14 protein-coding genes are annotated in these 17,258 nt (G+C 72.9%); 11 read left to right on the plus strand and 3 right to left on the minus strand.

The window, feature by feature from the left end; translation table 11 throughout:
* Window positions 1-105: 105 nt before the first annotated feature.
* Window positions 106-1,539 carry a glucuronate isomerase gene (gene uxaC / locus ACIBBF_RS13490; RefSeq protein ID WP_397413911.1) on the minus strand — a complete coding sequence of 478 codons (1,434 nt, stop codon included), beginning with the start codon at window positions 1,537-1,539 and terminating at the stop codon, window positions 106-108.
* Window positions 1,540-1,722: 183 nt separating this feature from the next.
* On the opposite strand from uxaC, the gene ACIBBF_RS13495 reads away from it, so the two are divergent.
* The 6 genes from ACIBBF_RS13495 to ACIBBF_RS13520 are packed head-to-tail and all read left to right on the plus strand — an operon-like array spanning window position 1,723 to window position 8,532.
* Entirely contained in the window at window positions 1,723-2,727 is a 1,005-nt protein-coding gene (locus tag ACIBBF_RS13495) for a LacI family DNA-binding transcriptional regulator (RefSeq protein ID WP_397413913.1), read from the plus strand.
* A 52-nt stretch (window positions 2,728-2,779) separates the two neighbouring features.
* The gene (locus ACIBBF_RS13500; RefSeq protein WP_397413915.1) at window positions 2,780-4,009 is read left to right on the plus strand and encodes an extracellular solute-binding protein; all 1,230 of its coding nucleotides are present in this window, start codon (window positions 2,780-2,782) and stop codon (window positions 4,007-4,009) included.
* Window positions 4,006-5,208, plus strand: coding sequence for an ABC transporter ATP-binding protein (locus tag ACIBBF_RS13505; RefSeq protein ID WP_397413917.1), 1,203 nt, complete (start codon window positions 4,006-4,008; stop codon window positions 5,206-5,208). Before ACIBBF_RS13500 ends, ACIBBF_RS13505 begins: the two co-directional genes overlap by 4 nt.
* A gap of 48 nt (window positions 5,209-5,256) precedes the next feature.
* Window positions 5,257-6,186: an ABC transporter permease gene (locus ACIBBF_RS13510; protein WP_397413920.1), complete on the plus strand. Its 930-nt coding sequence runs from the start codon at window positions 5,257-5,259 to the stop codon at window positions 6,184-6,186.
* Window positions 6,186-7,046, plus strand: a complete 861-nt coding sequence (locus ACIBBF_RS13515) for an ABC transporter permease (RefSeq protein WP_397413922.1) — start codon at window positions 6,186-6,188, stop codon at window positions 7,044-7,046. Before ACIBBF_RS13510 ends, ACIBBF_RS13515 begins: the two co-directional genes overlap by 1 nt.
* Complete coding sequence (locus ACIBBF_RS13520) at window positions 7,039-8,532, plus strand: mannitol dehydrogenase family protein (protein ID WP_397413925.1); 1,494 nt, start codon at window positions 7,039-7,041, stop codon at window positions 8,530-8,532. The genes ACIBBF_RS13515 and ACIBBF_RS13520 overlap by 8 nt, the downstream gene beginning before the upstream one ends.
* Window positions 8,533-9,179: 647 nt before the next feature.
* Here the strand turns inward: ACIBBF_RS13520 and ACIBBF_RS13525 are convergent.
* Window positions 9,180-10,196 (minus strand): LacI family DNA-binding transcriptional regulator, encoded by a 1,017-nt coding sequence (locus ACIBBF_RS13525; protein ID WP_397413927.1) that lies wholly within the window; start codon window positions 10,194-10,196, stop codon window positions 9,180-9,182.
* 66 nt (window positions 10,197-10,262) lie between these two features.
* Between ACIBBF_RS13525 and ACIBBF_RS13530 the strand changes: the two genes are divergently transcribed.
* Window positions 10,263-10,625 (plus strand): L-rhamnose mutarotase, encoded by a 363-nt coding sequence (locus ACIBBF_RS13530; protein WP_397413930.1) that lies wholly within the window; start codon window positions 10,263-10,265, stop codon window positions 10,623-10,625.
* Window positions 10,626-10,685: 60 nt separating this feature from the next.
* Here ACIBBF_RS13530 and ACIBBF_RS13535 read toward each other — a convergent pair whose 3' ends face one another.
* The gene (locus ACIBBF_RS13535; protein ID WP_397413932.1) at window positions 10,686-12,131 is read right to left on the minus strand and encodes an APC family permease; all 1,446 of its coding nucleotides are present in this window, start codon (window positions 12,129-12,131) and stop codon (window positions 10,686-10,688) included.
* 242 nt (window positions 12,132-12,373) lie between these two features.
* Here ACIBBF_RS13535 and ACIBBF_RS13540 point away from each other — a divergent pair, with 242 nt between their 5' ends.
* The 4 genes from ACIBBF_RS13540 (at window position 12,374) to rhaS (ending at window position 17,131) form a co-directional block, all read left to right on the plus strand.
* Window positions 12,374-13,978 carry a sugar ABC transporter ATP-binding protein gene (locus ACIBBF_RS13540; RefSeq protein ID WP_397413934.1) on the plus strand — a complete coding sequence of 535 codons (1,605 nt, stop codon included), beginning with the start codon at window positions 12,374-12,376 and terminating at the stop codon, window positions 13,976-13,978.
* On the plus strand, window positions 13,975-15,045 hold the full coding sequence (locus tag ACIBBF_RS13545; RefSeq protein WP_397413937.1) for an ABC transporter permease: 1,071 nt from the start codon (window positions 13,975-13,977) through the stop codon (window positions 15,043-15,045). Before ACIBBF_RS13540 ends, ACIBBF_RS13545 begins: the two co-directional genes overlap by 4 nt.
* The gene (locus ACIBBF_RS13550) at window positions 15,042-16,034 is read left to right on the plus strand and encodes an ABC transporter permease (RefSeq protein ID WP_397413939.1); all 993 of its coding nucleotides are present in this window, start codon (window positions 15,042-15,044) and stop codon (window positions 16,032-16,034) included. The genes ACIBBF_RS13545 and ACIBBF_RS13550 overlap by 4 nt, the downstream gene beginning before the upstream one ends.
* Before the next feature lie 80 nt (window positions 16,035-16,114).
* Window positions 16,115-17,131 carry a rhamnose ABC transporter substrate-binding protein gene (gene rhaS, locus ACIBBF_RS13555; protein ID WP_397413942.1) on the plus strand — a complete coding sequence of 339 codons (1,017 nt, stop codon included), beginning with the start codon at window positions 16,115-16,117 and terminating at the stop codon, window positions 17,129-17,131.
* The last annotated feature ends 127 nt before the right edge of the window (window positions 17,132-17,258 follow it).

The raw sequence follows: 17,258 nt of genomic DNA on the forward strand, positions 1-17,258 counted from the left end.
GTCGTCGTCCTGCCCGTCTCGCGGTGATGTACGGATGTGCGCCTGTACCCGGCACTCTGCCTCAGCGGCGCCGCCGAGGTCCACCTGTCCTGCTGGGCAACCCGGTCAGAGGCGGGCATAGGCCAGCTTCGGGAGGTGGTAGGCCAGGTCGGCGGCGGTGTCGACGGCCTCGTCCAGGTCGAGCCGGTGCTCCGCGACCAGCCGGGCGAGGTACCCGGCGTCGACCCGGCGGGCCAGGTCGTGGCGTGCGGGGATCGAGCAGAACGCGCGGGTGTCGTCCACGAACCCCGACATGTTCGAGAAGCCGGTGGTCTCCGTGGCCGCCTCCCGGAACCGGCGCATCGCGTCCGGCGCGTCCAGGAACCACCACGGCGCACCCAGGCGGAGCGACGGGTACACCCCGGCCAGCGGCGCGAGCTCACGCGAGTACACGTCCTCGTCGATCGTGAACGCGATCAGCCGGAAGCGTTCCGCGTGACCGAAGGCCTCCAGCACCGGCCGCAGGCCACGGGCGAACTCGACCGCGACCGGGATGTCGTACCCCTTGTCCGGGCCGAACGCGGCGGCGACCGCGGGGTCGTGGTCGCGCAGCACGCCCGGGTGCAGCTGCATGACGAGGCCGTCCTCGGCCGACATCGCCGCCATCTGGAACAGCATGTGCGCGGAGAAGGCGGCCTCCTCCTGGGCGCTGATCCCGGGCTCGCCCGTCCCCGCGGCGTCGAAGGCCGTGCGGAACAGGGCGCGGGCCACGTCGTCGGGCAGCGGGGTGGTGTCCGCGGCGAGGTGCCCGTGGTCCGTGGCCAGGCCGCCCGCCGCGACGAAGGCCGCGCGCCGCTCGCGGAGCGCGGCCAGGTAGCCCTCGTAGGTGTCGGTGGCGATGCCCGACGCCGCGGCGAGCCGCTCCAGGTCGCCCCGCCAGGTCTTCCGGGCCGGGTGCAGCAGCGGGTCCGGGCGGAAGGTCGGCAGCACGCGTCCCGGCAGGTCGGCGGCGAGGCGGGCGTGGTCCTTCAGGTCGCTCCACGCCGGGTCGGTGGTGGTGATCGTCTCGATGCGGAACCGCTCCAGCAGCGCCCGCGGGCGGAACGCCGGGTCGGCGATGGCCGCCGCGACCTGGTCGTAGACCTGGTCGGCCGTCTCCGCGGACGGCCGCACGGTCACGCCGAAGATCTCGACGAGCTCGTGCTCCGTCCAGTACCGCGTCGGGGTGCCGCGGAAGTGCTTCCAGCCCGCGCAGAACCGCCGGAAGATCTCGCGCGGGTCCGTCTCGAAGCCCGGTCCGTCGGCCGGGCCCACGCCCAGCTCCGGGAGCCGTGCGCCCTGGGACACGAGCATGCGCGTCAGGTAGTGGTCGGGCACCACGAGGAGCTGGGCGGGGTCGGGAAAGGCCTCGTCGTCGGCGAAGGCTGTGACGTCGACGTGGCCGTGCATCGAGACGATCGGGAGGTCCCTCGTGGCGGCGTAGATCTCGCGGGCGATCGGCCTGGTGACCGGGTCGGCGGGCAGGGCACGGTCGGGGTGCAGCGTCCAGGTCTCGGTCACGGTGGTCCTCCTGAGGCATCGTCGCCGGGGTGGGTAAGCGCTTCCACATCCTAGGGGGCTGCCCGCGCGGCTCGTGGTGCCAGGTCTTGACGCGGGAGGCATCGGACTGCAAACGTTTGCGGTCAAACCTTGCTATAAAGCACAAACGTTTGCAACGTAGTAATCCGGTCACGAGGGGGTGCCATGGTCACGGTGCACGACGTCGCGCGCGCCGCCGGGGTCTCGATCTCCACCGTCTCGCGCGCCCTCTCCGACCCCGACCGGGTGGCCGCCGCGACCCGCGACCGGGTGACCCGCGCCGCCGCCGAGCTCGGCTACCGCCCCAACCGGGCGGCCAGCGGACTGCGGAAGGGGCGCACGCACGCCGTCGGGCTGCTGGTGCCCGACCTGGAGAACCCCTACTTCGCCGCCGTGACCAAGGCCGTCCAGGCGCGCGCCCGCGCCGAGGGCTACGAGATGTTCGTGGCCGACTCCGACGAGGACGCCGACGTCGAGGCCGAGCTCATCGGCGCCCTCGCCGCCCGCACCGACGGACTGCTCGTCGCCTCGCCCCGCTGCAGCGAGGCCGGGCTGCGGGCGGCGCTCGCGGGCGTGACCGCCGTCCTGGCCAACCGGGAGCTGCCCGCCGAGCCGGGGGCGACCGCGGTCCCGTCCGTCCACGTGGACGACGCCGACGGCGCCGCCCAGGTCATGGGACACCTCTCGGCGCTGGGGCACCGGACGGTGGCGCTCGCGGCCGGACCGCCGTCGTCGTGGTCGGGCCGCCGGCGTGTCGCCGGGCTGGTCGCCGCGGCCGCGCACCGGGACGTCGAGCTGGTCGAGCTGGGCACGTTCCAGCCCTACTTCGCCGGTGGCGTCCAGGCGGCCGACCACGCGGTGGCGAGCGGCGCGACCGCCGTCGTCGCCTTCAACGACCTCATGGCGCTGGGCATCCTGGACCGGCTGCGGCAGCGCGGCGTCGACGTGCCGGGCCGGATGACGGTGGTGGGGTTCGACGACGTGCCCCAGGCCACCCTCGTCTCACCGGCGCTCACGACGGTCCGTGCGCCGCTCGCGCGGCTCGGCCGGCGTGCCGTCGACCTCCTGCTCGCCCGGCTGCGCGGCGACCTGCCGGCGGGCGTACAGCTCCCCGTGGAGCTCACGATCCGCGGGTCCTCCGGACCTGCCCCCGCCGGGGCGGCCGGCTGACGCCGGTCCCGGCGACCAACCCGGGCGACGATGCCCGAGAGAGGAAGGCACCATGCGCACCTCGAAGAAGGTCGCGGCGCTCGTCGGCGCCGTGGCGCTGTCCCTGCTGACCGCCTGTGCCCCGCCCGCGCCCCCGGGCGGTGACGGCGGAGCCGCCGTCACGGACCCGGCCGACGTGCCCGACACCCCGTCGGAGCCCGTCACCCTGAACATCCTCGACGTCGCGGGCAACCAGCGGCTGACCGAGGGCATGGTCGAGGAGTTCGTCGAGAACAACCCGGACGTCATCGAGTCGGTGACCTGGGAGACCGGCGGTGCCCCCGACGTCACGGGCATCGTCAAGCCCCAGGTGGACAGCGGCAACCTGTCCGTCGACGTGGTCTTCACCGGGAACGACGGGCTCGCGGCGGGCATCAGCCAGGACCTGTGGCTCCCGATCGTGGAGGACTACGGCGACCGCGTGTCCAACCAGGACACCTACCTGGAGGCGGCCGCGAACATGCAGGAGCTCGCCCAGGGCTACGGCGTGGTGACCACGTACTACCCGTCCGGGCCGCTGCTGCAGTACGACCCGGAGGTGGTCGGCACGCCGCCGGCGACGCCGCAGGAGCTGCTGGAGTGGGCCGAGGCCCACCCGGGCAAGTTCGGGTACGCCCGCCCCGCCAACTCGGGTCCGGGCCGCACGTTCCTGATGGGCCTGCCCTACCTCCTGGGTGACGAGGACCCGGCCGACCCCGAGAACGGCTGGGACAAGACCTGGGCGTACCTCGAGGAGCTCGGCCAGTACGTCGACACCTATCCCACGGGCACCGGCCAGGTGATCACCAACATGGCCGACGGCACCTGGTCGATGATCCCGACCACGACGGGCTGGGACATCGCGCCGCGCGCCGAGGGGCAGCTCCCGGACACGCTGGAGGCCGCCGCGTTCGACGACTTCACCTGGGTCACCGACGCGCACTACGCCGCGATCCCGAAGGGGCAGAGCGCGGACAAGATCAGCGCGATCATGCTGCTGCTGCAGGACATGCTCACCCCGGAGCAGAACGCCAAGGCGTACGACGCCGGCTACTTCTACCCGGGCCCGGCCGTCGAGGGTGCCACGCTCGACCTCGCACCGCAGGAGTCGCAGGACGTGATCGAGGAGTTCGGCCGGCCCCTGTTCGACGAGCTCATCGAGTCGCAGGACGCCGTGGTGCCGCTCGACGCCGACTCCATGGTCACGGCGTTCGACATCTGGGACCGCGAGGTGGGCGGCGGCAAGGTGGAGGACGAGGAGTGAGCGGCTTCGAGACGCTGGAGCTGCGCGGCGTCGGCCGGCGCTTCGGCGGGGTGGACGCGCTGTCCGGGCTGGACCTGACCATCCGGTCGGGCGAGTTCGTCGCCCTGCTCGGCCCCTCGGGCTGCGGCAAGTCGACGGCGCTGAACTGTCTGGCGGGCCTGCTCCCGCTCACGCACGGCGAGATCCTGCTCGACGGCCGGCGCATCGACACGCTGCCCCCGGAGCGCCGCGGGTTCGGCATGGTGTTCCAGTCGTACGCGCTGTTCCCGCACCTGTCCGTGGAGAAGAACGTCGCGTTCGGCCTCCAGATGCAGGGGCTGCCGCGCGCCGAGATCGACGCCCGGGTGCGGGCGGCGATCGAGCTGGTCAAGCTCGGTGAGCACGCGCGGAAGCTGCCCGGTCAGCTCTCGGGCGGGCAGCAGCAGCGCGTGGCCATCGCGCGGGCCGTGGTGCTCGAGCCGTCGCTCGTGCTCATGGACGAGCCGCTGTCGAACCTCGACGCCAAGCTGCGGCTCGACATGCGCACCGAGATCCGCCGGCTGCACCAGTCCCTCGGGCTCACCACCATCTACGTGACGCACGACCAGGAGGAGGCGCTCTCCCTGGCCGACCGCCTGGTCGTCATGCGCGAGGGCCGGGTGCAGCAGGTGGGCACGCCCGACGAGCTCTACGAGAGCCCGGCGAGCTGGTACGTCGCCGACTTCATGGGGTACCGGAACATCCTGCCCGCGACGGTCGTCTCGGTGTCCGGGGGCGAGGTCGTGGTGGAGCTGCCGGGTGCGGCGGGTTCTGGTGACGACAACGGCGGCGGCGTCCGGCTCACCGGGCGCGCGGTCGGCGCCCTGCGTGCGGGGGACCGCGTGCGGGTGGCGGTGCGGCCGGAGGACTTCTCCGTGGTGGCGTCGGGTTCGGGCACCGGTGCGGGCTCGGCGGGTGGTGCGGGCGGCTCGGTCGGTGCGGGCGGCTCGGTGGGTGCGGGCGGCTCGGCCGGCGCCGTGCCGGGCACCGTGTCCGTGGTCGAGTACCACGGCCGCGAGTTCGCCGTCGGCGTGCAGGCCGGCGAGACCATGCTGCACGCGCGTGCGACGTCGGCGCCCGCCGTCGGCGGCGTCGTGCGGCTGACGGCCCCGGTCGAGCGGGTCCTGGTGTTCCCGGAGGCGCTGGACGCCGCCGTCGTGCCGCAGGGGGTGGCGGCGTGAGGCGCGGTCCGGGCGTGGCCGGCCGGACCGGCGTCGGGCGGGGGCGCCATGAGTAGCGTTCTCGGGCAGCGGCCCGGACGAGCGACCGCGAGCCTGCGGCACCGGCTCGCCGAACGCGGCGTGGACCCGGCGCTCCTGCTGCTCGTGCCCGGGCTCGTGGTGGCGGTCGCGCTGTTCGTCTACCCGTTCTCCTACGGGATCGGGCTCACGATCCAGCCCACGGCCGCGATGCAGGAGCAGTGGGGCGGCGGCATCTTCGCCAACTACGTGGCGTTCTTCAGCGACCCGTTCGTGTTCGACTCGGTCGGGATCACGATGCGGCTCGCCCTGCCCGCCGCGCTGTTCAACGTGCTCGCGTCGATCCCGGTCGCGATGGTGCTGCGGCACCGGTTCCGGGGCAAGCGGCTGCTGACGTCGCTGCTCGTGCTGCCGATCACGCTCGGCACGGTGCTCACGGCACAGGGCCTGCTGATCTTCGCGGGGCGGCAGGGCTGGCTCAACCGGGCGCTGCTCGCCTCCGGCCTGATCGACGAGCCGCTCCAGCTCGTGAACAACTCCCTGGGCGTGATGTTCTCCCTGGTCATCACGGGCTTCCCGTTCGCGTTCCTGCTCATCTCGTCCTACCTCTCGGGCATCGACCCGTCGCTGGAGCAGGCCGCCCGGACGCTCGGCGCGGGCTGGTGGCAGCGGTTCCGGCGGATCGTGCTGCCCCTGCTCGCCCCGGGCCTGGCCACCACGTTCGTGCTCACGTTCGTGCTCGCGTTCTCGGTGTTCCCCTCCGCGCGGCTGGTCGGCGACGCCATGGGAGAGACGCGAGTCATGTCGCTCATGGCGTTCCGGGCGTTCGGGGAGCAGAACGACTACGCGATGGCGTCCACCATCGCGCTCATGATGGGTGCGGTCGAGCTGGTGGTCGTGGTCGCCGTGCTGGGCCTGCGCTCGCTGCTGTACCGCGGCACCACGGGAGGAAAGGGCTGATGGCCGCAACCGTCGCACCGGGGGAGCGGTCGCTCGCCGCCCGCCCGTCCACCTGGTTCGTCTGGGCCGGCATGACGGCGTTCGGGGTGTTCCTGCTCGGCATCCTCGTCGCCGTGGTGGTCGACTCGTTCGGCCGCCAGTGGTTCGACACCTGGCTGCCCGACGGCCCCACCGTCGACCGCTACGTCGAGGCCTGGGACCGGTTCTCGCTGGGCGAGGTGGTCGGCGTCACCGTCGGCGTGGCCCTGCTCGTCGTCGTGATCTCCGTGCTCGTGGGCGTGCCCGCCGCGTACGTGCTGGCCCGCCGCGACTTCCCGGGCAAGCGCGTGGTCATGCTGCTGTTCCTGCTGCCCGTGCTCATGCCGCCCATCACGTACGGCATCCCGCTCGCGACCGTCATGTACTCGTTCGGGCTGGGGCGCACGCTCACCGCCGTCGTGCTGGTCAACCTGGTCCCGTCGGTGCCGTTCGTGATCCTGACGATGACGCCGTTCATCGAGCAGATCAACCCTGCCATCGAGTCCGCGGCCCGCATGTGCGGGGCCCGGACCCGGCAGATCTTCACGCGGATCCTCGCACCGCTGCTCGTCCCGGGGATCCTCGCGGCGGCCATCCTGGTGCTCGTCCGGACGGTCGGGCTCTTCGAGCTGACCTTCCTCGTGTCGGGCCCTGGTTCGGACACGCTCGTCGTGGCGATCTACCGTGGCATGACAGCAGCCGGCGGCGGCGAGGCGAGACAGCTCATCTCGGCCATGTCGGTGATCTACACCGCGACCATGCTCGTCATGCTCGTGGTGGCGCTGCGGTTCGTGAACCCGACGCAGCTCGTGGCACAGGTGAAGGAGACACGCGATGACTGACCGCCTGCACAGGGACCATGTCCCCGCAGGGATCGACGCGCCCGTGACGCCGACGGCGGTGGGCATCGTCCACCTCGGCATCGGGGCGTTCCACCGGGCCCACCAGGCCGTCTACACGGAGCGCGCCGCGATAGCCACCGGCGACACCGTGTGGGGCATCCTCGGGGTGACCCAGCGGTCCGCGCGGGTGCGGGACCAGCTCCGTCCCCAGGGCGGGGTGTACTCGGTGCTGACCGCGGGGGAGAAGGAGTCGTCGGTCGAGCTGATCGGGTCCGTCGTCGACGTCGCGTACCCGGCCGAGGAGACCGGTCTGGTGCTGGCGGCGCTCGCGGCGCCGTCGACCCACGTGGTGACGCTGACCATCACCGAGAAGGGGTACGCGCGGCAGCCCGACGGATCGCTCGACGTGACCGCCGTGGCCCCGGACCTGGAGGCACTGACGGTGGAGCACGGCGGTGCCGTCGACGCGCCCCGGCCCGCGTCGTCGGCGATCGGGCTGCTGGTCCGCGGCCTCGCGGCGCGCGCCGCGTCCGGAGCGCCGATCACCGTACTGACCTGCGACAACATGGTGGACAACGGGCACGTGCTCGAACGTCTGGTGCGCGAGGCCGTCGACGCCGCGCTGCCGGGTGCCGAGGGCGACACGCTGCGCGGCTTCCTCGACGCGCGGGTCACGTTCCCGTGCTCGATGGTGGACCGCATCGTGCCCGCCACCACCGCGGAGCAGCGCGACGAGGTGGGCCGGCTGCTCGGCGTCCGGGACGAGGGCCTCGTGGTGGGCGAACCGTTCGCGCAGTGGGTGATCGAGGACCGGTTCGCCGGGCCGCGGCCCGCGTGGGAGGCCGCCGGTGCAACCCTGACCAAGGACGTGGCACCGTTCGAGCAGGCCAAGCTGCGGCTGCTCAACGGCACGCACTCCCTGGTCGCCTACTCCGGCTGGCTCGCCGGGCACGCGACGATCGCCGAGGCGGTGACCGACCCCGAGATCGCCGCCCGCGCACGGCAGTACCTGTTCGAGGACGCGCTGCCGACGCTCACCGCGCCCGAGGGCCTGGACCTCCGCCAGTACGGCGAGCAGATCCTGACCCGGTTCGCCAACCCGCACACCGGTCACACCACCGTGCAGGTGGCGATGGACGGCACGCAGAAGATCCCGTTCCGCTGGGGCGGCGTGCTCGCCGAGTCCCTGGCCGCGGGGCGGGAGCCGCTGGGGGTGGCGTTCGGCCTGGCCGCGTGGGCCGAGTTCGTGCGACGCCGGCTCGTGACCGGGGAAGGCGTGGACGACCCGCGGGCCGCTGAGCTGGCGAACCTGGTGAACGCCGCCGACGTGCCGGGCGGGTCCGACGGCCTCGGCGACGTCGAGGGCCTGGCCGGCGCCGAGGAGGACCTGCGGGCGCTGCTGGCACTGCCGGGGCTGCTGCCGGAGGGGACGCCGGACGGGTTCGTGGACCGGGTCGCGGAGGAGCTGGAGTCGGTGCTGGGCTGAGGTGGTGCTGGGGTGGGGTGGGGCTGGGGTGCGGTGGGTTCGCGCTGGCCACGGCGTCCCGAGGCCTGCCGCTTCCTCGTGACGGGGGGCCGGGTGTCCGGGTGTGTGGGGCCGTGCGGCGCCGTGCGGTGGCGCGCGGCGCCGTGCGGTGGCATGCGGTGTCCGTGCGTGCCGACGCCGCGCCCGGGCTGCACCGCTCACGAATGTGCGCTTCTACCCAGCGATCAGGCCCAGAATCAGGCTGGGATCTGGGCCTGATCGCTGGGCAGAAGCGCACTTTTGCCGAGCCGAGCCGGGCCAGGCCGGGTCGGGCCGAGCCGGGACGGGCCAGGCCGGGTCGGGCCGGGTCGGGCCGGGTCGGGCCGGGTCGGTTGGCGGTCAGCGGCCGCGGTGGTCGTGACCGGGCGTTTGCGTGCATCGCGCGCCAGGCCGCGGCGTCGTCGACCGGTCGCGCTGGCCACCGGTCACGCTGTCGACCGGCCACACCGGCACGGGGTCACACCGGCACGGGGCCACGCCAGCATTGGCCCACACCGGCAACGGCCCACACCAGCCCCCGTGCACACCGGCAACGGCCCACACCAGCCCCCGTGCACACCGGCATCGGCCCACACCAGCCCCCGTGCGCACCGGCACCCGGGCCCCGGTCACGCCGTCGCGCTCGACCCCCGCACCACCAGCGTCGGCTGGAACATCACGTGTTCCGCCGTGTCAGCCCCCGTGAGCAGCAGGTCCGCCGCGCGCACGCCCAGCTCGTGGGTCGGCTGGCGCACCGAGGTCAGGGGGGTGGACAGCTCGGCGGCGAAGGCGACGTCGTCGTACCCCACCACCGCCATGTCCGTGGGGACGGCGATGTTCTCGGTGCGGAGCGTGCGCAGCACGCCGAGGGCGACCAGGTCGTTGACGCAGAACACGGCGGTGGGCTGGTCGCCGGACTCCAGCAGCCCCCGGATCGCCGCCTCGCCGCCCTCGGCGTTGAGGCTGGTCACGGTGGTCTCGGTGAGTGCCTGCTCGGGGTCCAGACCGGCGGCCACCAGTGCCTTGACCACGCCCTCGTGCCGGTCGGCGCACTGCCGGATCGTGTGCGGACCGTTGAGGAACGCGATGCGTGTGTGCCCCTGGTCCAGCAGGTGGCGGGCGGCGAGCTCGCCGCCGCGCACGTCGTCGACGGCGACCGACGAGATGCTCGGATCCGGCGAGGGGCGGTCCAGCAGCACGACGCCGGTGCCGCGCCGGCGGACCGCCAGGAGGTGCTCGATCTCGTCGGTGGTCGGCACGACCATGATGCCCTGCACGCCGTGCTCCTCGAACAGCCGCAGGTAGCGCTGCTCCCGGCCGAGGTCGTCGTCGGAGGAGGCGACCATGAGCGTGAAGTCGTCGCGGTCGAGGCGCTCCTCGATGCCGCGGGCGACGTCGGTGAAGAACGGGTTGGCGATGTCCAGGACGATGGCGCCGATGGTCGTGATGGTGCCCGCCCGGAGCTGCCGCGCGGACCCGTTGCGCACGAAGCTCAGCTCCGCGATGGCGGCCTCTACGCGCTCGCGGGTGCCGGGCAGCACCCGGTCGGGCCGGTTGAGCACGTTGGACACGGTGCCGACGGAGACGCCGGCGGTCCGGGCGACGTCGGCGATGGATGCTCGGCGGTGAGCAGCCGGTCGGGTCATGGAGCACCTCCTGCTTCGGGCTACATTATGAACCGTTTCATGGGCGCCGGGTCGAGGAGGACCGACATGACGAGCGGGACGAGGGGCGGGCGCGTGTGCTTCACGTCCCGGGTGCGGGCGGACCGGCTGGACGAGTACCGCGCGGCGCACGCCGCCGTCTGGCCGGAGATGCTGGAGGCGCTGCGGGACACGGGCTGGCGCGACTACCACCTGTTCCTGCGGGACGACGGCCTCCTGGTCGGCATCCTGGAGACCGACGACTACGACGGGGCGCAGCGGGCGATGGCGGCCACCGAGGTCAACGGGAGGTGGCAGGCGGCGATGTCGGGGTTCTTCGTCGACGAGGGCAACCCCGACGAGGCGTTCGTGCTCCTGGACGAGGTCTTCCACCTGGAGTCCCAGCTGGCGGCGCTGCGCGACGACAGGTGACGTGCCGGACGTGCAGGTCACCTTGGTGATCCGCACGTCCGGCACCGGGGGAAGGAGCGACTAGTTGACCCCGCCCTCCGGCTCGTTGATCGCCTCCAGGTCGCTGATCTCGCTGCGCTGCCCCAGCAGGCGGTTGGTGATCCACGTCAGCACCCAGAGCACGAAGCCGATGCCGAGCAGCCAGCCCGCGATCTGGTACTGGATGACGTCGCGCCCGGTCCACGGCCCCACGAGGAACAGGCAGCACAGCGCCCCGAGGATCGGCAGCACCGTGGGGGCCACGAAGTGCCGGCGCTCGATCGGGTCGCGCCGCAGCACCAGCACGCAGACGTTCACCACGGCGAACACGGCGAGCAGCAGCAGCGCGGTGGTGCCGCCGAGCGCGGCGACGACGTCGTTCTCCGGGTCGCGGCTGACGAAGTAGATCAGCCCGAACGAGATGGCGGTGGTCACCAGGATCGACACCCACGGCGTCTGCCGCCGGGCGCCCACGCGGCCCAGCGCGCCGGGCAGCACGTTCTGCTTGGCCATGCCGTACAGGAGACGGCTGGCCATGAGCATGTTGATGAGCGCGGAGTTGGCGACGGCGAACATCGAGATGAACGGCAGGATCGTCGCCGCGGGGATCCCCGGGGCGGCGGTCTCGACCACCGTGACCAGCGGGGTGTCGCTCTCGGCCAGCACGCCCACGGGGACGATCGCCACCGCGAACAGGGAGACCAGCACGTAGATGACGCCGGTGATGCCGATGCCGGTGATCATCATCTTGGGGAAGTTGCGGACCGGGTCGTGGGTCTCCTCCGCCATGTTGACCGAGTCCTCGAACCCGACCATCGCGAAGAATGCCAGCGAGGTCGCCGCGGTGACGGCGAAGAACGCGCCCTTGTCGCCCGGGTCGTCGAACACGACGGTCCGGGAGAAGTCGACGTTGCCGGCGAACGCCGCGTAGAAGCCGATCAGGATCACGAGCAGCAGACCCGACAGCTCCACCAGGGTGAGGAACACGTTGGCCTTGACGCTCTCGCCCACGCCCCGCAGGTTGATCGCCGCGACCAGGGCCATGAAGATCAGCGCGACCGTGATGATCAGGGTCGCGTTCGTCTCGTCGAGCCCGAAGCCCACCGCGAGGTTCGAGGCGAAGGCGCGGGCCGCCGTCGACGCCGAGGTGATGCCCGAGCACATGACCGTGAAGCACACCATGAAGGTGAACAGGTGGATGCCGAAGGCCTTGTGCGTGTACAGCGCGGCGCCGGCCGCCCGCGGGTACTTGGTGACCAGCTCCAGGTAGGAGAAGGCCGTGATCAGCGCCACGAGGAACGCGACGATGAAGGGTGCCCACGCGGCACCGCCGACCTCGGCCGCGACGTCACCCGTCAGGGCGTAGACGCCGGTGCCGAGGATGTCGCCCACGATGAAGAGCAGGAGCAGCTTGGGCCCCATCACGCGCTTGAGCTCGGTGGGCTCCTCGCCGAGGGCTGCGTGCTCCTCGGCCGTTGGCTGGCTCATCCGATCGCCTCCGTTTCTGAGGCGGCACGTCGTCGGGTCGCCTCGGTGAGCTGCGGGCAGTCGATCACCCCTGATCGCCCAAGGGTTCCGCAACTGCCACGGCACGGCAACGGACGCGCCGGTACTTCTTGACGCTCTGACCTGGCGGGTCTATCTTCCCAACTACCTGTTTGAACGATTCAAACGAGTGGCAGGACAGCCTCGCGGTCACCGCCGACCGCCCGCACCCTCGACGGAGAGAGATGCCCGACGCCGCACCGACGCTGCGCCTCGACAGGGTGGCCAAGTCCTTCGGACCCGTGGCCGCGCTCCGGTCCGGGTCCCTCGTGGTCCGGCCCGGCAGCATCCATGCCCTCGTGGGGGAGAACGGGGCGGGCAAGTCCACGCTGGTCAAGATCGTGGGCGGGGTGCACCGTCGCGACGCGGGCCTCGTCGAGCTCGACGGCGAGCCCGTGGACTTCGCCGGGCCCGCCGAGGCCAAGGCGGCCGGCGTCGCCGTCATCCACCAGGAGCCCGCGACCTTTCCCGACCTCACGGTCACCGAGAACATCTTCCTGGGACGCGAGCCGCTCGGCCGGTTCCGGCGGATCGACCGCCGGGCCATGCGTGACGGCGCGCGCGAGCTGTTCCGCAGCCTCGGCGTCGACCTCGACCCGGACCGGCCCGCCGAGGGCCTGTCCATCGCGGACCAGCAGATCGTCGAGATCGCCAAGGCGATCTCGGTGGACGCCCGCGTGCTGGTCATGGACGAGCCGACGGCGGCGCTGAGCGCCGTCGAGGTGGCCCGGCTGTTCACCGTCGCCCGTGGCCTGCGCGACGCCGGCCGCGCCGTCGTCTTCATCTCGCACCGCCTCGACGAGGTCGCCGACCTCTGCGACACCGTCACCGTGATGCGCGACGGCGAGCACGTCTCCACCGACGCCGTCGCCGACGTCACGCCCGACGAGCTGGTGCGGCGCATGGTGGGTCGCGAGGTCGCCGAGCTCTACCCGAAGGTGCCGAGCGCCCCCGGCGACGTGGCGCTGCACGTCGAGGGGCTGGAGTCCGCCGGCACGTTCCACGACGTGTCCTTCGAGGTGCGGGCGGGCGAGATCGTCGGCCTGGCGGGACTGGTCGGCGCGGGGCGCAGCGAGATCGCCCGGGCCGTGTTCGGCGTCGACCGGTACGACGCGGGACGGGTCGTCGTCGGCGGGCGGACCCTGCGGCCGGGCGACCCGGCCGCGGCCATCGCCGCCGGCCTGGCCCTCGTCCCCGAGGACCGGCGCCTGCAGGGCCTGGTCACCGAGTCGTCGGTGGCGCGGAACGTGTCGGCGGTCGCCCGTGGGCGGCTCGCGCGGTTCGGGGTGCTGCTCCCCGGCGCCGAGGCAGGCCTCGCCCGTGACTGGGCCGGCCGGCTCGCCGTCAAGGCCGGGGCGCTGGACGCGCTCGCCACCACCATGAGCGGGGGCAACCAGCAGAAGGTGGTGCTCGCCAAGTGGCTGGCCACGGGGCCCACGGTGCTGATCGTCGACGAGCCGACGCGCGGCATCGACGTCGGCACCAAGGCCGAGGTGCACCGCCTGCTGTCCACCCTGGCCGCGGAGGGTCTGGCCGTCCTGATGATCTCGTCCGAGCTGCCGGAGGTGCTGGGCATGGCCGACCGCGTGCTGGTGGTCCGCGAGGGGCGCGTGGTCGCCGAGCTGGACCGGGCCGAGGCGACGGCCGAGGCGGTGATGCGGGCCGCCACACCGGGAGCGTCCGGCCAGGACGCCGCCCCCGGGACAGGCTCGGACGCCGCCGCCGCGAACGAGGGCACCAGGAACGAGGGCGCCGCGAACGGGGGCACCAGGAGCGAGGGCACCGCATGAGCCTCCTGCGCCGTCGCGAGGCCGCCATCGCCCTCGCCCTGCTGGTCGTGATCGGCGTGACCACGGCCGTCCAGCCCGGCTTCCTGCTCAGCGCGGGCGGCTGGCGGGACCTGTTGCTCACCCCGGCGATCCTCGTCGTGCTCGCCGTGGGGCAGGCCGTGGTGGTCATCACGCGCAACGTCGACCTGTCGGTCGGCTCGGTGCTCGGCCTCACGGCCTACCTGACGGGACGCCTGTTCCTCGACGCACCGAACCTGCCGATCGCCGTGGTCGCGCTCGTCGCCGTCGCGACCGGGACCCTGCTCGGCCTGGTCAACGGGGCGATCGTGGCGTTCGCCCGCGTGCCCGCGCTCGTCATCACCCTCGGCACCCTGTACGTCTACCGCGGCGTGACCCTGACCTGGGCCGGGAGCGACCGGATCGACGCCGGGGACATGCCGCGCGCCTTCCTGCGGCTCGGCACCCAGCAGGTGCTGGGCGTGCCCGTGCTGACGATCGTCGCCGTGGTCGTGCTGGCGGTCGTGGCGCACTACCTGCACACCTCGCGCGGCGGCCGCCAGCTCTACGCCATCGGCTCCGACCCGGACGCCGCGGCCCTGGCGGGGCTGCCCGTCCGGCGCCGGCTGCTCGGTGCGTTCGCGCTGGGTGGCGCGCTGGCCGGGCTGGCCGGCGTGATGTTCGCCGCCCGCTACGGCACCGTGTCCTCCGGTGCGGGGACGGGGATGGAGCTCCAGGTCGTGGGCGCCGTGGTGGTGGGCGGCGTCGCGATCTTCGGCGGCAGCGGCACGGTGGCGGGCGCCGCGCTGGGCGCGATGCTGCTGCTCACCATCAACCGGGCCCTTCCCGTGGTGGGCATCCCCGACTTCTGGCAGCGCGCCGTCGTGGGCGCGCTCATCATCGGCGCCATCGCGCTCGACCGCGTGCTCGCAGGCCGGCGCTCGCGGCGCCTGGCGCAGGCGCGCGACACCGACCCGCCCGGAGGCTCCGGCGTCGGCCCACCGTCCGCAGGCCCGCCGCCCGGGCCACGCCCGGACGGCCCGCCCGACCGTGAGGAGGCGACCGCATGAGGACCCACGCCCGCCCCTGGTGGCACCGCGCGCTGCTCACCCGCGAGATGCTGACGATCCTGATCCTGATGGCGGCCTGGGTGGTCGCCTCCGCCGCCGTGCGGGGCTTCGACGGCCCGCTCACCATCACCTACCTGGTGCTCGACGTCGCCCCCGTGCTGCTCATCGCCCTGCCCATGACGCTGATCGTCGCCACGGGCGAGATCGACCTGTCGGTCGCGTCCGTGGTCGGGCTGTCGAGCGTCACCTTCGGGCTGCTGTACCAGGCCGGGTTCGGGCTCTGGTCCGCCCTGCTGGTGTCGGTGCTGCTCGGCGCGGTGTGCGGCGCGGTCAACGGCGCGCTCGTCGCGTACGCGGGCCTGCCGTCGCTCGCGGTCACCATCGGTTCGCTCGCCCTCTACCGTGGCCTCGCCGTGGGCCTGCTCGGCACGACGGCGGTCACCGGGTTCCCCGACGCCTGGACCGACGGCGCCACCGAGAACCTGGGCGAGTCGCCCTACCCGGTGATCACGCTCGGGCTGCTCCTCCTGGTCGGCGTGTTCGCGGTGCTGCTGCACGCCACGCCGTTCGGCCGGAACGTGCTGGACATCGGCCGCAGCAGCGAGGCCGCCCGGTTCTCCGGGGTGGACGTGAAGCGGACCCTGCTGATCCTGTTCGTGCTGTCCGGGGCGGTGTCGGCGCTCGCCGGCGTCTACTACACGCTCCGTTACGGCAGCGCCCGTGGCGACAACGCGACCGGCCTCGAGCTGCAGGTCGTCGCGGCCGTGCTGCTCGGCGGCGTGTCGATCTTCGGCGGCCGCGGTGCGATCCACGGCGTGGTCGCGGGCGTGCTGCTCATCGGCGTGCTCGGCAGCGCCCTGCGGTTGGAGGGCGTCACGGTCAACGTCATCAACATCGTGATCGGCGCGGCGCTCGTCGTGTCGGTGGTCGCCCCGCGCGTGGCGTCGGGCATCCGGGTCCGACGGCGGAGCACCGCGCCGGCCCCATGAGACCTCCTCGCACCGCTGCGAGGCGCACAGTGACCCCGGTGGCCGTACCGCCGTCGGGCAACGAGCTAGGGAGACGGACGATGAAGTTCACATCTGTGGTCGCGGCCGGCACGGCCGCGGTGCTGGCGCTCGGGCTGACCGCCTGCTCGGGCGGGGACGGCGGGGGTGACGGCGGCGGGGGCGAGGACGTCACCGTGACGATGCTGCCCAAGAACCTCGGCAACCCCTACTTCGAGGCGTCCACGGCGGGCGCGCAGGAGGCGGCGGGAGAGCTGGGCGTCACCGTGGAGGAGGTCGGCCCGGACGCCGCCTCGCCCGACGCCCAGGTGCCGTTCATCAACACCGCGGCCCAGCAGGGCGTGAGTGCGCTGGTGGTGTCGGCCAACGACCCGACGGCGATCGGCGACGCGCTGGAGGAGGCGCGGTCGGCGGGCACCAAGGTGGTCACGTTCGACTCGGACACCGAACCGCAGTTCCGCGACCTGTTCGTCAACCAGGCCTCGGCCGAGGGCATCGCGGACAAGCAGCTCGAGCTGATCTCGGAGCAGATCGGCGGCTCGGGCGAGATCGCCATCCTCTCGGCGTCCGCCAACGCGACCAACCAGAACGCGTGGATCGCGCTCATGGAGGAGAAGCTGGCCGCCGACTACCCGGACATCGAGCTGGTCGAGACGGTCTACGGCGACGACGACGACCAGACGTCGTTCGACAAGACGGCGGCGCTGCTCCAGTCGCACCCGGACCTCAAGGGCATCGTGTCGCCCACGACCGTCGGCATCGCCGCGGCCGCGCGCTACGTGTCGACGTCCGAGTACCAGGGCAAGGTCGCGGTCACGGGTCTCGGCACCCCGAACCAGATGCGCGAGTACGTCGAGGACGGCACGGTCGAGGCGTTCGCGCTGTGGAACCCGACCGACCTGGGCTACCTCGCCACGCAGGCGGCCGCCGCACTCGTCGCGGGCGACATCACCGGCGAGGAGGGCGACACCTTCGAGGCGGGCCGACTCGGCGAGTACACCGTGGGGGCCGACGGCGAGGTCCTCCTGGGCGAGCCGTTCGTCTACGACGCGAGCAACATCGCGGACTTCGACTTCTGACCCGGGCGCTGTCCCGGCGCCGACCCGGCTCTGCAGCGGCGGTGCGGCCGGCTCTGCCCAGGCCCCGCGGTCGGCAGGATGTCAGGTGGTCGGCACCGCGGGGTGCCGACCACCTGACATCCTGCCG

Origin of the sequence: Promicromonospora sp. NPDC050880, from assembly GCF_044456525.1 — a bacterium.
Classification (GTDB): Bacteria; Actinomycetota; Actinomycetes; order Actinomycetales; family Cellulomonadaceae; genus Promicromonospora.

What these genes read in the sequence shown, in the direction of transcription:
- ACIBBF_RS13535 (WP_397413932.1), bottom strand. Translation starts at nt 12,131, where the DNA reads ATGAGCCAGCCAACGGCCGAGGAGCACGCAGCCCTCGGCGAGGAGCCC.
- ACIBBF_RS13540 (WP_397413934.1), top strand. Translation starts at nt 12,374, where the DNA reads ATGCCCGACGCCGCACCGACGCTGCGCCTCGACAGGGTGGCCAAGTCC.
- ACIBBF_RS13545 (WP_397413937.1), top strand. Translation starts at nt 13,975, where the DNA reads ATGAGCCTCCTGCGCCGTCGCGAGGCCGCCATCGCCCTCGCCCTGCTG.
- ACIBBF_RS13515 (WP_397413922.1), top strand. Translation starts at nt 6,186, where the DNA reads ATGGCCGCAACCGTCGCACCGGGGGAGCGGTCGCTCGCCGCCCGCCCG.
- ACIBBF_RS13500 (WP_397413915.1), top strand. Translation starts at nt 2,780, where the DNA reads ATGCGCACCTCGAAGAAGGTCGCGGCGCTCGTCGGCGCCGTGGCGCTG.
- ACIBBF_RS13510 (WP_397413920.1), top strand. Translation starts at nt 5,257, where the DNA reads ATGAGTAGCGTTCTCGGGCAGCGGCCCGGACGAGCGACCGCGAGCCTG.
- ACIBBF_RS13495 (WP_397413913.1), top strand. Translation starts at nt 1,723, where the DNA reads ATGGTCACGGTGCACGACGTCGCGCGCGCCGCCGGGGTCTCGATCTCC.
- ACIBBF_RS13525 (WP_397413927.1), bottom strand. Translation starts at nt 10,196, where the DNA reads ATGACCCGACCGGCTGCTCACCGCCGAGCATCCATCGCCGACGTCGCC.
- rhaS (WP_397413942.1), top strand. Translation starts at nt 16,115, where the DNA reads ATGAAGTTCACATCTGTGGTCGCGGCCGGCACGGCCGCGGTGCTGGCG.
- ACIBBF_RS13530 (WP_397413930.1), top strand. Translation starts at nt 10,263, where the DNA reads ATGACGAGCGGGACGAGGGGCGGGCGCGTGTGCTTCACGTCCCGGGTG.
- ACIBBF_RS13550 (WP_397413939.1), top strand. Translation starts at nt 15,042, where the DNA reads ATGAGGACCCACGCCCGCCCCTGGTGGCACCGCGCGCTGCTCACCCGC.
- ACIBBF_RS13520 (WP_397413925.1), top strand. Translation starts at nt 7,039, where the DNA reads ATGACTGACCGCCTGCACAGGGACCATGTCCCCGCAGGGATCGACGCG.